Annotated in this window: 15 protein-coding genes and 3 pseudogenes; 11 read left to right on the forward strand and 7 right to left on the reverse strand. The window is 60.7% G+C overall.

Going from position 1 to position 14,177, the window contains the following annotated elements; genetic code table 11:
• Positions 1 to 58 precede the first annotated feature (58 nt).
• A complete protein-coding gene (locus tag FXV83_RS22490; RefSeq protein ID WP_148741567.1) occupies positions 59 to 394 on the reverse strand; it encodes a hypothetical protein in 336 nt (111 codons plus the stop codon).
• Positions 395 to 518: 124 nt separating this feature from the next.
• Between FXV83_RS22490 and FXV83_RS22495 the strand changes: the two genes are divergently transcribed.
• The 5 genes and pseudogenes from FXV83_RS22495 to FXV83_RS22520 all read left to right on the forward strand — a co-directional run bounded on the left by FXV83_RS22495 (position 519) and on the right by FXV83_RS22520 (position 3,639).
• Positions 519 to 1,226, forward strand: a complete 708-nt coding sequence (locus FXV83_RS22495) for a 4'-phosphopantetheinyl transferase family protein (protein WP_148741568.1) — start codon at positions 519 to 521, stop codon at positions 1,224 to 1,226.
• 464 nt (positions 1,227 to 1,690) lie between these two features.
• Positions 1,691 to 2,476, forward strand: a complete 786-nt coding sequence (locus FXV83_RS45470; RefSeq protein WP_187436081.1) for a DUF3102 domain-containing protein — start codon at positions 1,691 to 1,693, stop codon at positions 2,474 to 2,476.
• Positions 2,477 to 2,515: 39 nt separating this feature from the next.
• Positions 2,516 to 2,747 (forward strand): annotated as a pseudogene (locus tag FXV83_RS22505) (PLP-dependent aminotransferase family protein); the annotation flags it as partial.
• 463 nt (positions 2,748 to 3,210) lie between these two features.
• A pseudogene (locus tag FXV83_RS45475) lies at positions 3,211 to 3,282 on the forward strand (hypothetical protein); the annotation flags it as partial.
• Between the two features lie 138 nt (positions 3,283 to 3,420).
• Complete coding sequence (locus tag FXV83_RS22520) at positions 3,421 to 3,639, forward strand: hypothetical protein (RefSeq protein ID WP_148741570.1); 219 nt, start codon at positions 3,421 to 3,423, stop codon at positions 3,637 to 3,639.
• A 277-nt stretch (positions 3,640 to 3,916) separates the two neighbouring features.
• On the opposite strand, the gene FXV83_RS22525 is transcribed toward FXV83_RS22520, so the two are convergent.
• Entirely contained in the window at positions 3,917 to 4,156 is a 240-nt protein-coding gene (locus tag FXV83_RS22525) for a hypothetical protein (RefSeq protein ID WP_148741571.1), read from the reverse strand.
• A complete protein-coding gene (locus FXV83_RS22530; RefSeq protein WP_235940080.1) occupies positions 4,153 to 4,683 on the reverse strand; it encodes a PDDEXK nuclease domain-containing protein in 531 nt (176 codons plus the stop codon). Before FXV83_RS22530 ends, FXV83_RS22525 begins: the two co-directional genes overlap by 4 nt.
• Before the next feature lie 692 nt (positions 4,684 to 5,375).
• Here FXV83_RS22530 and FXV83_RS22535 point away from each other — a divergent pair.
• On the forward strand, positions 5,376 to 6,152 hold the full coding sequence (locus FXV83_RS22535) for a bestrophin-like domain (RefSeq protein WP_148741572.1): 777 nt from the start codon (positions 5,376 to 5,378) through the stop codon (positions 6,150 to 6,152).
• A gap of 297 nt (positions 6,153 to 6,449) precedes the next feature.
• Here the strand turns inward: FXV83_RS22535 and FXV83_RS44185 are convergent, their stop codons facing one another.
• Positions 6,450 to 6,959, reverse strand: coding sequence for a hypothetical protein (locus tag FXV83_RS44185; RefSeq protein ID WP_235940083.1), 510 nt, complete (start codon positions 6,957 to 6,959; stop codon positions 6,450 to 6,452).
• Positions 6,960 to 7,613: 654 nt separating this feature from the next.
• On the opposite strand from FXV83_RS44185, the gene FXV83_RS22545 reads away from it, so the two are divergent.
• The 3 genes from FXV83_RS22545 (at position 7,614) to FXV83_RS42920 (ending at position 11,035) form a co-directional block, all read left to right on the forward strand.
• On the forward strand, positions 7,614 to 9,005 hold the full coding sequence (locus FXV83_RS22545) for a M16 family metallopeptidase (RefSeq protein ID WP_187436082.1): 1,392 nt from the start codon (positions 7,614 to 7,616) through the stop codon (positions 9,003 to 9,005).
• Positions 9,002 to 10,363 carry a M16 family metallopeptidase gene (locus tag FXV83_RS22550; protein ID WP_430648941.1) on the forward strand — a complete coding sequence of 454 codons (1,362 nt, stop codon included), beginning with the start codon at positions 9,002 to 9,004 and terminating at the stop codon, positions 10,361 to 10,363. Before FXV83_RS22545 ends, FXV83_RS22550 begins: the two co-directional genes overlap by 4 nt.
• 318 nt (positions 10,364 to 10,681) lie before the next feature.
• Positions 10,682 to 11,035, forward strand: a complete 354-nt coding sequence (locus FXV83_RS42920) for a hypothetical protein (RefSeq protein WP_187436083.1) — start codon at positions 10,682 to 10,684, stop codon at positions 11,033 to 11,035.
• Positions 11,036 to 11,295: 260 nt separating this feature from the next.
• On the opposite strand, the gene FXV83_RS22560 is transcribed toward FXV83_RS42920, so the two are convergent.
• The 3 genes from FXV83_RS22560 to FXV83_RS22570 all read right to left on the reverse strand — a co-directional run bounded on the left by FXV83_RS22560 (position 11,296) and on the right by FXV83_RS22570 (position 12,246).
• A complete protein-coding gene (locus FXV83_RS22560; protein ID WP_148741574.1) occupies positions 11,296 to 11,478 on the reverse strand; it encodes a hypothetical protein in 183 nt (60 codons plus the stop codon).
• Between the two features lie 126 nt (positions 11,479 to 11,604).
• On the reverse strand, positions 11,605 to 11,829 hold the full coding sequence (locus tag FXV83_RS22565; RefSeq protein ID WP_148741575.1) for a hypothetical protein: 225 nt from the start codon (positions 11,827 to 11,829) through the stop codon (positions 11,605 to 11,607).
• Between the two features lie 156 nt (positions 11,830 to 11,985).
• On the reverse strand, positions 11,986 to 12,246 hold the full coding sequence (locus tag FXV83_RS22570) for a hypothetical protein (protein ID WP_148741576.1): 261 nt from the start codon (positions 12,244 to 12,246) through the stop codon (positions 11,986 to 11,988).
• A gap of 200 nt (positions 12,247 to 12,446) precedes the next feature.
• Here FXV83_RS22570 and FXV83_RS22575 point away from each other — a divergent pair, with 200 nt between their 5' ends.
• Entirely contained in the window at positions 12,447 to 12,647 is a 201-nt protein-coding gene (locus FXV83_RS22575; RefSeq protein ID WP_430648942.1) for a hypothetical protein, read from the forward strand.
• A 686-nt stretch (positions 12,648 to 13,333) separates the two neighbouring features.
• A pseudogene (locus FXV83_RS22590) lies at positions 13,334 to 14,125 on the forward strand (MFS transporter); the annotation flags it as partial.
• Positions 14,126 to 14,177 lie beyond the last annotated feature (52 nt).

Consider the following 14,177-nt stretch of genomic DNA (forward strand, 5'->3'; position numbering starts at 1 on the left):
ACCGCGTCCGACTGTGGGGCTCTGAAGGACAAGTCTCGCGTCCACAGCTGTCCAGCGCTCAGCATTGACGTCGATATGTCCTGCACGACGACCAGGCCCCTCGATCAATCCACAGATAGCTTCCGCCAAGCGGCGACGCAGACGTCGGGCAGCCCTCGCGATGCAAGATTGCGTCTTTCGGGACGTCGACGCACCACAGCAATTGAGGATCGCAAAATACCCGAATGGCTTTTTCGTCGGGCGAATTTGTCGCATAGCCGCAGAGCAGCATCACGTTCGGAATCTTGTTCGGATCCTCGATCAGTTTGCTCAGCCATGGGTCGAACCACTCGCTGAGATTAGCAGGGCGGCCAGGACCGCCTTCGGACACAGCTTCGTCATTGTGCTCTGCCATTGTCGACCTCCGCGGATTGCGCTTGTCAAACAGTTATAGGTTGATAAGTATAAGTGAACTACTGATAGTTGAATTCGTCAAGCCCCCGGGCGGCAACAATTTTGAAGGACACGAAAAACATATCATGTCGACGCCGAGTTCCCGTGCCTCGATCGTCCTGCCGGAATTCGTGGCGCACTTTAGCCATCGATCATCCGATCGCGTCCCGCGGCTGATTGGAGAAAATTGGGAAGACCTATTGCCGCATCAGATGCGCAACTGCGTGCCGAAGAGACAGCATGAGTTCATCATCGGCCGATATTGCGCCTATCGGGCCGTTCTCCAAATTCAACCGGATTTTGATTGGCGAACGCCCATCAGCAGGGGACCGACCGGCGCACCCGTCTGGCCGGTCGGCATCATTGGCTCGATAACCCATACCGATGGCTACGTTGCAGCGGCAGCGGCCCGTCGCGGTTGCTTGGACGCCATAGGAATCGACTCCGAGCGGATATTGAGTGCCAAAGTCGCACGCGAAGTCTCAAGCTTGGTCGTAAGCGAAAGTGAACTGGACCGCATCGCAAGCAAGACCGAACTTGATCGGATTAAAGCCCTGACCCTGTGTTTTTCAGCCAAGGAATCGCTCTTTAAGTGCCTACACCCTTTGATTGATCAATACTTTGACTATCTGGACGCTGAGGTCGTGAGCGTTCAGGTCGAAGCACGCCGGTTTGGTATTCGCCTCGAACGGCCACTTTCCAATGACCTCCCGTCGGGAATGATTCTGTTCGGCCGCTTCGCATGCAACGATGGCTTCGTACATACCGGACTGACGTTCCGGCGCCAGGCTTAGCGCGGCGTCGTGGTTGAGCGAGGTCCATGCTGTCGTTGCCGGATAGCGATCTTCTGTCTGCTCTTGGCGTTATTGAAGCCCAAGAAAATGCCAAACAAAACCAGCGATAGGCGCATGCCATGTGGATGTCGCAAGCCCGTCAGTTATCGTTAAGCCCCTTGCGGTACACCACAGCGACGATCGGTAGGGTGAAGCTGGATGTTCGCGCCTCAACCGTAAACAAGTCCGGTCCAGAAGGTAGCATATTTGATCTGTCAGCTTGAGACAATTTTGCGTGCTGTGCTCGCGTTTGGCTTCACAGGTGCTGAAGCCTCGATGGTCACGTCAGCTGCATTTGCGTGACAAGACAAAGATTGCGGGAACAACCTTACATTGATTTGTGTTGAGTGGATTGTGCCTTTCAAATAAGACAGCTGGCAGCTGTGCATCGGGCGGGGCGATGTGGTCGTTTTCTCGAGCGTATGATGCCTAGTGAAACGAATGGCCGATGCGACGAACCGCTCGGCGGTTGCTTAAGTGGTGCGCGATTCAGCTATGAGTCGGTGCCCTCGAATGTCGCCGCTTTTCTGAGAGGGCAAGCTGATCGAATTAGGCAGCAATGTGCCATCTCAGTTATTCAGATCGGAAAAGCCCTGGTCGAGGCGAAGCGATACTTATCTCACGGTGAGTTCCTTCGTTGGGTCGAGAGCGAAGTGTGCATCCCATCGCGCTCTGCTCAAGCCTACATGCGGGCAGCCAAGTGGGTCGCAGACAAACACGCAACCGTTGCGCGTTTGTCGCCGTCAGCTCTCTACTTGCTCTCTGCCTCGGGCACGCCAGAAGAATTCGCAGCTAATATCCTAAAGCGCATAGAGGCTGGGGAATATATTTCTCCGTCGGCCATGCGAGCCGAGCTAAAAATGTTTCACTCAACCGAACCTCAAGAGCGTGTCGGAGCAGGAAGTGTGACAGCCGAAGACCGGCTAGATCAGTCTAATCGGGGCGCGACTAGAGCAGAGCGAGGGACGACCGGGGTCGTGAGCGAACTTGTCGCCATCCTGATGCAGAATCTGCCAGCTAACGATTTCGCGCGGGTGCGAGAGATAATGACCAGCAACCTCGTGCTGTCGGATCCTCTGTTGGTCCAGAATTTGGAGCGAGCGTTTCAACGGATAGCAGAGGATCGCGGAATTCCGCGAATGAATGTCGTCCTGCAAACGGAATGCTCGAGCCCTTGCTCAGAACCAGATGTGCCAGTGGCCAGCAACTAGAACTTACGTTTCTGGAATTGCCGGATGAGCGGCAAGATCGATATCGAAGTCTTTGAGGACGACATCTTCGCGGATGCCGACCCTGTCGCCGCGCCTTGCCATTCTCGATGGCCTCAATCGCGTCATCAGGATCGGCAGTTTCTCCAAGACGCTCTCCGCCTCCGTACGCTGCGGCTATATCGCTCCCATGGCGGACTGGATCGAGGGTTTGGTCGATCTCCAGGTCGCCACAAGCTTCGGCGGTCCAAGTCCCGTTGCGACGGAATTGATCGTAATCGGCATGAGCTCCCACGTCTGCGGTGATCAGCGGGCGCGTGGGTAGCGGATCGGCATCCAATATTGGCGCATGGCCTCGACGGCGGCTGGAATACCGGCGTTGCGCAGCCGCAGCTGGGCCGGACGAGCCCCCAACTGGAACATGTTCAAGCAGCTCAAAGAACGGACGCCGTTACTGAGACTAAAGCTGCGCCTCCGGAGTTGCAGCCTCTTACAGTGCTGTGAACCAACTGCCGAAGAGCGTAGCGCGGCAAAATCCGCACCGTGGGCGTCCCGCGCGATGCGGCGCTGAGGCTTTTTCTTGATGAACCAATCCCGTCGGCCAAGGCCGCACAAGCCAGCGTCGCAATTATCAAGCGGTCCGCGGATGTCGCGGTCGCACGCCTGCGACCTAGAAGGATTCAGCTTTTTTCGCGGGGCCAGCGACTCTTGCCGTAGCGCTCGGTCATCGCTGGAACGCGATGCTGCCAACGCAGTTGCATGAGTTCGTAATCGGTGATCGCAGTTATGTTGCAACTTCACTGATTTGATCAGGTGCGACGGATCAGATTCTTGATCCACGCCATCGCCGTCTCAACGGCCCAATCTGTCTGATGGACCGTCAAGGCGGGGGGCTCCCCGCGCCATGGCCATGCGGGTTCCAAACGTGGATGAAGTAGGCCTTCAACATGGAACCGTCCGTTCTGTTGGCTAACAAGGTTGTCGACGTAATTGGCGGCGCCACGCTCGCGGCCCATCGACCAGCCCTTGTCATCGGATATGATCTTGATGGTGCTTTCGAGCGCCTTTGCCGCATAAAAGCCTGCACCTTGGCGCTGCCCATCGGCGCGCTCAATCGCTTCCTACAGCTCGCGATCGACGTTTGCCCATCTCGCGTCTCGCAGTAGCGTCCAGCAGGGCGCCGCGGTGCGCGTCTTGGTCAGCTCGTCTCTCGCAAGCTGCAGGATCCCGTTGTGATAGTGCAATCCCACATCCGGGCCTGCCGGAAGCGACTGTTCAGCTCATCCACGGCGCGTGCGACGATAGGGATTGCGTCCGGAGCGGCTCGACTGAGTTGGCGAGCTCGCTCTTCCGCCAAACGGAAAAGCAGCTCTACCAGGCTGAGACGCATTTTCAGACAAGGTGTCTGCGGTCCCATGACGGTCCATAGATCATAGGCTTCGGTCAGGAATTCGCCGCAGGCCGCGTCCCAGGAGGGCGCGTCGTAGAGACGTCTGCGCCCTGTTTCTCGCGCAAGTGCGTCGTGCGCGGCTTGAAGAAGTCAGCATTCAATTGCAAACCTTCAACAAGGTCGCCGAAGACGATGTGCGCGACCTGCACGAAGAGTTGATGAATCTCAGCAGTCGGTCGATCGCCCCAATAGATCTGCTGAGGGTAACGGCGAACGAACAGGTCCTGGATCATGATGTTTCGCCGTCAATGGAGTCGTTTCCGCGCATGTTTCGAAGTTCCGCCAGAAAAACCGTGCCGACATCGACGGCTCGCTGCGCGGTCGCCGGGTCGACGTCCATAGCATGCGCGGCTTCGTTCATGACCCGCAGGGAGTCCAGAAGCTGCGCGGTACTGGCGGGGGCGAGGCTGCGACGATGCAGTTCGCGCAGCATGCTGCCGAGGCCGGTCGGTCGAGTCGGAGCAAAGCCGTGGTCACCCATGAAGTCCCGCAGGGCCCTCTCGATCTCCACGCGCATCTTGACGACAGACATGAGCGGAAATTCATGAGCGAACTCCTCCACAGTCGGCAGGTCTTGCTGAAGCTGGAGCGGCAGTGCAGGTGAGAGCTGATATTGCGCTACACCCATCGGCTTGCTCGCGTCGCGTAGAGCATATTCGACAATCACCTCGTTACGGCCCTTACAGAGGATGATGCCGATCATCGGTTGATCGACCTGGTGCCGGAGTTGGTCGTCAACGGCCGAGAGATAAAAGTTCATCTTTCCTGCGAATTCGGGCTTGAAGATCTTCGATCTTCAGTTCGATCACCACCATTTAGCTGAGGTGAATTGCCGCCTACCTAACTCGGTACGCGACACAAAGACACGTTCGCATGGTCGGACCGAAAGTCCGTCACGCTCGAGAGATATTGGTAAAGACGAATTCGTCTCGACAGGTTTCATGCCCATTCTAGTAAAGTCACGCATATTGGGTCTGTTGACCAAATGCGAGCGTCGTCCTCTAGGGCCAGCCTCATCATTTCGGTTTTCGCGATGTTCGACCTCGCCAACCCGGGTGCCTTTCGTCTGCAAGGCGAGCAGGAGCTTTGGGTTATGGCCGCGAAGGAGCTCCCGCCCGCCCCCCTCTCGACATCGCCATGCCCAAGCCGCAAGCCGAGGTGCTCATCGGCGGACATGCGGCGGCGCCTGGACGTAAGACCTCACGTAGGCTAGCGGCATCATGCGGACCAAGTGCCCGAGCGACGTGATCTGGCGTGCCCAGAGTTGGCCATGCAAAAGCCATCGAAAAACTTTGAGAGAATAATGATCCTTAAGCGAACGAACCCAATCCCTGAACCATTCTGTCGCGGTCCCTTGGTTGTGCTTTCACTAGCAATATATTGTTGGGCGGCTCAATGCTCATATGTTTCTAATCGGATTCGCCGCCTTGCAATAGAGGATCGCCTAACCCAATGATCAAAGGTTGGTTGGACTTTCCAGCATTTGAATTGTTCGCGGTCCTCATCGCCCTTTACGCAACGACTGGCGCTGTCATTGTGGTCGCGAGTTTCAGCCCTGCAACGGTTGTGCTGGTGCGCCGCGTAGAAGGCGTGGTCGCTCCGCTTTTCGGCACGGTCGGAGTGTTGTTTGCGTTCCTGACCGGATTTTTGGCCAATGATATAACCGATCGCAACCGTCAAGCGGCCCGCGCGGTGCAGTCAGAGGCGGCGGAACTGCGCAACATCTATGCTGTTAGTAACGCGTCCGTCTCGGACATGGGCAGCCTCCGCTCAGTGCTTGCGAAATACGTCGCCGCCCTCGTGGATGACGAGTGGCCGGCGATGGCGCAGGACCAGGAGGCCCATTCGGTTGAGTCCGTCTATGACGCTTTGCTGCGAGAAGTGAGCGATCCTCGGATCGGTCAAGCAGCGGGTGCTGCGGTGCAGACGGCCTTGCTAAATGCCGCAGTCGGAGCGGGCAGCGCGCGCTCCGAACGGCTCGCGTTAGCCTCGGACCGCACGATCGATGCCAAATGGATTCTCGTCCTGATCCTTGGCGTGGTGACACAGATATCGATCGGGTTGGTGCACCTGAAGAAGGCCGGTGCGCAAATTACGGCGCTAAGCGTGTTCTCAATCGCCGTCGTGATGGCGCTGGGACTCATTGGTCTGCAAGAGCGTCCTTTTTCCGGTGATATCCGAGTAGAACCGGGACCTCTGGCTGAGGTCGCCAAAATCGCAGCGGATTGAGGATGCATCAGCTTCTTGCGTTTAATGCAAACCATTCCCGCGTTGACGCAGCTGGGAGATCTGTCGCGCCCGCTCGCAGCACCTGCGCTTGAGCGGGGACGAGATCGATATGCTGGAAGCCGTGCAGGGAATCGTCCTCGACGAGCATGGTAACGATACGCCAACTTCCTGTTGGTGCCAGTGAACGACGGCAGTGGCGGAATCGACGACGGCGGGCATTGGTCGCTGCTGTTCGTCGGTCGACGCGAGCTGGAAAGATGGCTTATCACTACGACTCTTCCAGGGGATTTCACCTCGCTATTGCAAATCTCCTGGCAGCAAAGTTCGGCGCAACCTGCAGCCCGACCGCAGGGAAGCAACTATGATTGCGGCGTCTTTGTGGTGGAAGCCACACGGGAGCTGGTTCGGCTGTTGACGCAAGGGCAGCGTCCTGAGGACGGGCTGCTGCATCTCGCTGGGCTGATGAACTTGACGGATGCTATCGGTGAATGCGGCCGTTGCCGTCCCCAAAGCGGTGGATAAAGATGAACCGAAGGCCAGCACGGCGGCGGCGACGACTGGATCAAGCTCATTTTCCGCCGCATCATCGAACGCGATTGGTCCGCGGACCAGGGAGGCGATATCTTCGTGGCGCGCGCTGTTATGATCCGGGATCGGTCTTTGCGTCTCGCGGTCGTGGTCGCCGACGAAACCAGCTTCGGTACGGAAGCCGAGCTTCACGAAGCGCTCATCGCCGATCGCGATGCGCTGCACGCGTAGAATCTCTGCCTCATCGAGCGGTCCCCGTCCCGCCTTCCCGATGACCATTCCCCATCGCTGGATACGGTCCTGCGGTGGTCTCTCGCCTTCTATTGACGTAGCTCGACTTTGAGTCTTTGAGGAGAAGAACGGCAGCGGTTCGCGCGAGCAGATCTTTTGGAATCTGGCTCACTACGGCGCGGGCGCGTTCCTTGATATCCTGCGCAACAGACCCACCAGTACTGGCGTCTTGAAAACGAGCGGGCAGAAGTCCGGTGTACCCGGCAGATTGTTGCGGACACGATGCCGTGCCGAATTCTGCCCGGAACTGGCGTACTGGAGCTCGGTGTCAACGGAGATTTAAGTCGGCGCCCCAACAGCCATTCATGGAGAAACCAGATGCGACGTGTGTAGAGTTCTCGAAGGAGACGCCCTCTCGGGCGTGACTATCCGAAAGGTACCGCGTTTACCGTGAGGAGACTTCGGCAGGTAAATGGTTTGCCACGAGAGGCGCTGGCGCACCGCGCGGAGACGATCGAACCTAACGTCAATCAGCGATACGTATGGTTTTACAATCTCATCCTCGCGGCCGGGCCTCACATGAGCAAAGCTTAATGCGGGGCGGCGCGTCTCTCTCCGTTTCGTGATGACCGGCACGGACAGTGCCCTGTAGGGTGCCCGTGCTTTCGCGCCCGACCGCATGTTCGGGCTTCCATAAGGATCATGATGTCCTCACACCGAGCGACCGCCCTTTTCGTTGCCGCACTTGTTTGCACGACCTCGCTGTCAAGCAGCGGCCTCCGCGCCCAGACCACGGTTACCTCCGAACGCCCCGCCAGCTTCACGCTCGACAACGGCCTGCAGGTTGTGGTGATCCCCGATCACCGCACGCCTGTCGTGACGCAGATGATCTGGTACAAGCTCGGCTCCGCCGACGAGACGCCGGGCAAGTCCGGCCTCGCCCACTTTCTCGAGCACCTGATGTTCAAGGGCACCGAGAAGCACCCGGTCGGCGAATTCTCCCAGACCGTGCTCCGCGTCGGCGGCAACGAGAACGCCTCGACCTCGGTCGATTACACCAACTACTACCAGCGCGTGCCCCGCGAGCAGCTCGGCGTCATGATGGAGTTCGAGGCCGACCGCATGACCGGCCTCATCCTCAAGGACGAGAACGTGCTGCCCGAACGCGACGTCGTGCTCGAAGAGTACAACATGCGCGTCGCCAACAGCCCTGACGCGCGGCTGACCGAGCAGATCATGGCCGCGCTCTACCTCAACCATCCCTACGGCCGCCCGGTGATCGGCTGGCACCAGGAGATCGAAAAGCTCGACCGCGAGGATGCGCTCGCGTTCTACAAGCGCTTCTACGCCCCGAACAACGCAATCCTGGTCGTCGCCGGCGACGTCGACGTCAACGACATCCGCCCGCTGGTGGAGAAGAACTTCGGTCCGATCCCTGCGCAGCACGCAATCCCCGAGAAGCGCATCCGGCCGCAGGAGCCGATGCCGGCGGCGCCGCGCACCGTGACGCTGTCGGATCCGCGCGTCGAGCAGCCCGGCCTGCGCCGCTATTATCTGGTTCCGGCGGCCGCGACGGCGGCAACGGGCGAAAGCCCCGCGCTCGATGTGCTCGCGCAATTGATGGGCGGCGGCGCCAACTCCTATCTCTACCGCGCGCTGGTGACCGACAGGGGTCTCGCGATCAGCGCCGACGCTGGCTACGATGGCACGGCGCTCGACCCGTCGCAATTCTCGATCTTGGTGACGCCGAAGCCCGGCGTCGAATTTGCGCCGATCGAGGAGGCGATCGACAAGGTGATCGCCGACCTCGCGCAGAATACCGCACGCGCCGAGGACCTCGAGCGGGTCAAGACCCAGCTCATTGCCGAAGCGATCTACGCCCAGGACAATCAGGCGGCCCTGGCGCGCTGGTATGGCGGTGCCCTGACCACCGGTCTCAGCATCGACGATATCAGGAGCTGGCCGGACCGCATCCGCGCCGTCACCGCCGAGCAGGTGCGCGACGCCGCGGCCAAATGGCTCGACAAGAAGCGATCGGTGACCGGCTATCTGATCAAGGATACTGCGCCGAAACATAAGGAGAAGCGCTCGTGACCTATTCCTTCACCCGCCGCGCGGCACTGATCGGCGGCGCCTGCGCCGCGATGCTGACGCTGTCATCCGCGCCCTCGCAGGCTGCAGCCAAGATCCAGCGACTGGTGTCGCCTGGCGGCATCGAAGCGTGGTTCGTGCAGGACGCGACCGTGCCCCTGATCGCGATGGAATATGCCTTCAGCGGCGGCGCGAGCCAGGATCCAGCCGGCAAGCCCGGCGTCGGCAATCTGGTCGCCGACCTGCTTGAGGAAGGCTCAGGCGATCTCGATTCCAAGACCTACCATGAGCGGCTCGACCGCCGGGCCATCAAGTTGAGCTTCTCCGCGACGCGCGATCACTTCCGCGGCTCGCTTCGCATGCTCAAGGACAACAAGGACGAAGCGTACGACCTGTTGCGGATGGCGCTGACCTCCGCGCGGTTCGAGCCGGCCGATGTCGAACGCATCCGCGCCCAGGTGATCTCCACCCTGCGCCGTGAATCGACCAGTCCGTCCTCGCTGGCCCACCGCAAGTTCCTCGAAGTCGCGTTTGGCGATCATCCCTATGGCAGGCCGGACACCGGCACGCTGGACAGCGTACCGAAGATCGAGATCGCCGATCTGAAGGACTATGCGCGCCGGATCCTCGCCAAGGATACGCTGCGCATCGTCGTGGTCGGCGACGTCGATCCCGATACGCTCGGCAAGCTGCTCGACAAGACCTTCGGCGCCCTGCCGGCCAAGGCTGAACTGACACCGATCCCCGACGTCGTGGCGGCCAAGCCGCCGCAGCGCGCCTTCATCCCGCTCGACGTGCCGCAGACCGTCGTCACCTTCGGCGGATCCGGCATCAACAGGCAAGTCCCGGATTTCATGGCGGCCGATGTGGTGAACCACATTCTCGGCGGCGGCCTGTCGTCGCGGCTCTTCAAGGAAGTGCGCGAGAAGCGCGGGCTGGCCTATTCGATCCAAGAAGCGCTGCTCTGGATGGATCACTCCGCGCTGTTCATCGGCGAGACCGGCGCCCGCGCCGATCGCGCCGGCGAGACCGTCGATGCGGTCGAGAAGGAAATCCGCCGCATCGCCGAGGAGGGCCCGACGCAGCAGGAGCTCGACGAGGCGAAGTCCTATCTCAAGGGCTCGCAGATGCTGGCGCTCGACACCTCCTCCAAGCTGGCGTGGACGTTGTTGCAGTATCAGCTCGACAAGCTGCCGATCGACTATATCGAGAAGCGCAACACCATCGTCGACGCGGTGACGCTTGATGACACCAGGCGGGTCGCGAAGAAGCTCTGGGGCGACGGCCTGCTCACCGTAATCGTCGGCCGCGCCCCGCAGGCGGCCGCCCAGCCGGCAGCGGCGACCCCGAAGTCGAACTGACGTTCCTAGGCGCACCTCCGTTGCGGTTTATCCCTGTCCCTAACCCCTCCCCCGCGAGGGCAGGGGTATCGCATATGGAATTTTCGAGTCTTTTCCGCTGCTTGGCTTCGCACCGGTTTGCCTGTCCAACCAATCTCCATGGAATCGGATCGAGAACAAAACCGAACGATTTGAGGAGCTGATGAACCTCGTCGTCGGTCTCGGGGAGCTGGATTTCGCCAGGCGGAGCAGCCCGAATGGAGGCATTGCACCCATAGTTGTCCCAGGCGAGCACATACCCGTCGCGCGCAAGCCCGCGCGCAAAGGCTGTTTGCTGGGGTGGTCGGAGTCGCGCTGCGCCAGTTGCGCGGTTTGGCGGATCACAGCTTCGCCGAGCGTCATGCTGCCGTCGAGCGTGTCGAGCACGGTCTCAGCCCTCTGCACGACAATGCGACCGAGAAGGTCGCATTTCTTAGCGACGCTGAGGCTGGTGCTGGAGGAGATTTCCTGTTCAAGGCCGAGCCGAAGCACGACTTGATTGAAGCGGGCTTGGGTGTGCTGTTCGAGGAGTTCGACGGCTGCGATAAGGATTGGTCCCCGCAACCAACCGAAAAGCTTTGGTCGAAGCCGATTTTCTGTATGAAGTGCCAACCCCGGGATAACCCCGGCTACGTCAGGAACGAACGGACATAACCAGGGTCGAATGAAGTCAAAACTCTCGACTTTTCAGTATTATGCGGCTCCATAACCGGGTTCGGGACGCAGGGGTCGCAGGTTCGAATCCTGCCACTCCGACCATTCTTCCAAATATCGACGTTTTCCTAGAGGCTTGGCGGACCGGCCGCCAGCGCCTCGGAAGCGCCTTATTGCAACGATTTTCAGCGTCGGTCCACGGCCGATTTGGCCGGGCAGGGCGGCCTGTGCGCGCGGCATGGCTTGTCAGGATGAACCGATCAGCCGGGCTCGAACGAGACGACGACTCGCTTGGCCTTGATGCGGCCATGCACGCCATAGCTGGAATCGAAGCTCAGTGTCGTTCCGTCGGGATCGATCTCAACGTCGAGCCCGAACATGATTCCGGCTTCCGTGAATTCGAACAGCTGGACTTCGATCAGATCGAAGATGCTGAATGTCACGTCTACATGTTTCGTCAGCAAGAAGTTTCCGTGCGCATCGACCTCGGAGTCGATCCGAAAGGCGTGGGCGACCAATCGGCGGCGGATGTTGGTTCCTCCGTCCCCACGCCGAATCGCGGCGCCCGTCTACTTCCGCAGCAGCTCGCTCAACGCCGCCGTCGCCTCGGCGCAGCGGATCTCGTCGATCTCGCGCGAGAGGTTGAGCGCACCTGATTTCAGTGCCTCGACGTTCCGATTTTCCGGGTGCTCGCGCTCGAGCTGACCCAGCCGCTTGTTGAGATCGTCCAGCCTGGACTGCAATTGCTCGACGCTGGCGGTCCCGTTCACCACCCACACCCGTTGTGCACGCATCGTAGTTCCCCTGATAGTCTCACAGCGTTGTGAGCGGGGTTCGTGGCGGCAATGGGAGTTTCTTTTGTCCGGCGTCTGACGGACGGGAACCGTTGCAGATTAGCAACGCAAAAGCGAGGCCTCGCATTGCCAATCTGTGCCCCAAAACGATTCGAATCAGGCGGCGCGAGGCCACTCGGTCGGTTGGCTCGAAAGCCGGTTTTCCAGGATTGCGATGCTGACCTGGAGATTGTCGCGCCGGGCCCTCAGGTTCAGAGCGAGCAGGGGATAGGCAAGGTTCGTCGGGTCGGAGATTCCGGCCTTGCGCTCTTCGTCGCGGATATCGGCATCGAGCAGTTGCGTGCGCCAGCGCAGATCGGAAATCAGCGCATGGAGCTGTGTCGGCATGGTCGCTTCGAAACGGGACGTCGGCTGCATGTGATCGCCTCACTTTGAGACAGACCCACGGCGGGTCTGGGGGATTGACCGCAGTGGAGCAAGCAGAATGCCAGCCTGGGGCCGGGCAGCGGGCCCGCCATGCCGCTTCCATGGGATGGCGCGGCCGTCACATCGGCCGTACACTCTGCTCATTGCAGATTTTTCATTTGTGTTTGTGAGGCAGCATTATGTCGAGTGCGATGAAATTGATCGTTGGGGGTTACACCCGCTTGAAGGATCGTCAGTCGCTGGAGCAGTTGGTGATGCACCGGCGGCGCCTGGTCGCTGATCTGAAGGCGACGACGGGCTTCGAGTGCGGGTCGTCAATCGCGCAGATCGATGAGGATATCGCCTTGATCGAAGCGGGCCTGCGGACCCTGTCGGGGCCGATCGGCGGTTGATGCGTCGCGCGTCGGGGTCGTCACCTCCGCGCCACCAGCACCCCCATCAGGAACGCGACCATGAGCGCCGGTGCGCAGCGTCATCTCGCCATAGCCTTGCAGCCTGACCGATTCCTCGGGGTCCGATGTCATGCCAACGTTTCCCCTTACAGCGCGAAATGATACGCGGCGCCAAATGCGATCATCGTGCAGACGACCAGCGCCGAGATCGCGCCGGTCACGCCGCGCGCAAGTCCCGCTCGTGTCAGATGTCTGGCCATGTTGCGCTCCTCGCTTTGTGCAACAATAGAGGCCGAAGCATCTGGTTCCTGGCCGCCCCCAATTCGGGTGAGTTGGGATTTTGTGCGGCGAAAACCGGGCTGGGTAACGGCCAGCGGGGCGAGCCGCCGGCTGTGTCGGCGGCGTGTCAAGTCCTTCGCGCCGAAATATTCTACTTTACCGAAATTCGGAAACGGCGTATGTGTCGTCCATCCCGGCTCGACCTTGAGGGGCGATCGTACGTCGTCACGTTTCGCGAGCCGGGCTTGCGGTGGACGCGGCAGCGTCGGCACGAGAGGTGCGGGCAGGGCGGGTAGTCCCTGTGAGCCCGAGGCCACGTGCGGACGAGCGGCGCTGAAAGGTTCGTCTCGCCAACATTCTCCGGCGCGTGTGCACACTGCTGGGGACCCTGTGGCGAAGATGAATGCGCGCCGGAAGCCATCCGCGGACGCGTCGTCGGCAACGTCTCGACCGGCCTGATGCTCGGCATCATGCTGGCGCGGCCGGTGTCGAGCTTCGTCACCGCGGCCCTGTCGTGGCACGCGGTGTTCTTCGGCTCGGCGGCGCTGATGATCGCGCTTGCCGCAGCGCTCTGGATGACCCTGCCCAAGCGCAAGCCGGTGGCGCGCATGCACTATGGCGAGTTGCTGCTGTCGATGCCGCATCTGGTGCGCACCACGCCGCTGCTGCGGCGCCGCGCGCTCTATCAGGCCAGCCTGTTCGGCGCCTTCACGCTGTTCTGGACCGTGGCGCCGCTGCAACTCGCGAGCGCATTCGGCTTCTCCCAGCGTGGCATCGCGCTGTTCGCACTCGCCGGCGTCGCCGGCGTGTGTGCGGCACCGATAGCGGGACGGCTGGCCGATCGCGGACATAGCCGCGTGGCAACCCTGGTGGCGATGCTGTTCGTCGCAGTGGGCTTCCTGATTACGTATCTCGGCGCGGCCGGATCGGTGCTCAATCTCGCCTGCTTGGTCGCAGCAGCCATCGCCATCGATTTCGGCGTGCAGGGCAATGTCGTGCTGGGCTTTCGCGCCATCTTCGGGCTCGGGCACGCGCACCGCAGCCGCCTCAACGGTCTCTACATGGCGACCTTCTTCGCAGCCGGCGCTGCCGGCTCCGCGCTCGGCGCCTGGGCTTTCGCCCAAGGCGGCTGGACGCTGGCATCGGGGATCGGCCTCGCCGTGCCGGTCGCGGGCTTGGCGTATGCCGCCACCGAGTAGCAAAGTGGGCAAACACCAAACACGTCGTGCCCCGCGGCCGTTTACCAAGACC

The sequence above is a fragment of the Bradyrhizobium hipponense genome (genome assembly GCF_008123965.1).
Taxonomy (GTDB): Bacteria; Pseudomonadota; Alphaproteobacteria; order Rhizobiales; family Xanthobacteraceae; genus Bradyrhizobium; species Bradyrhizobium hipponense.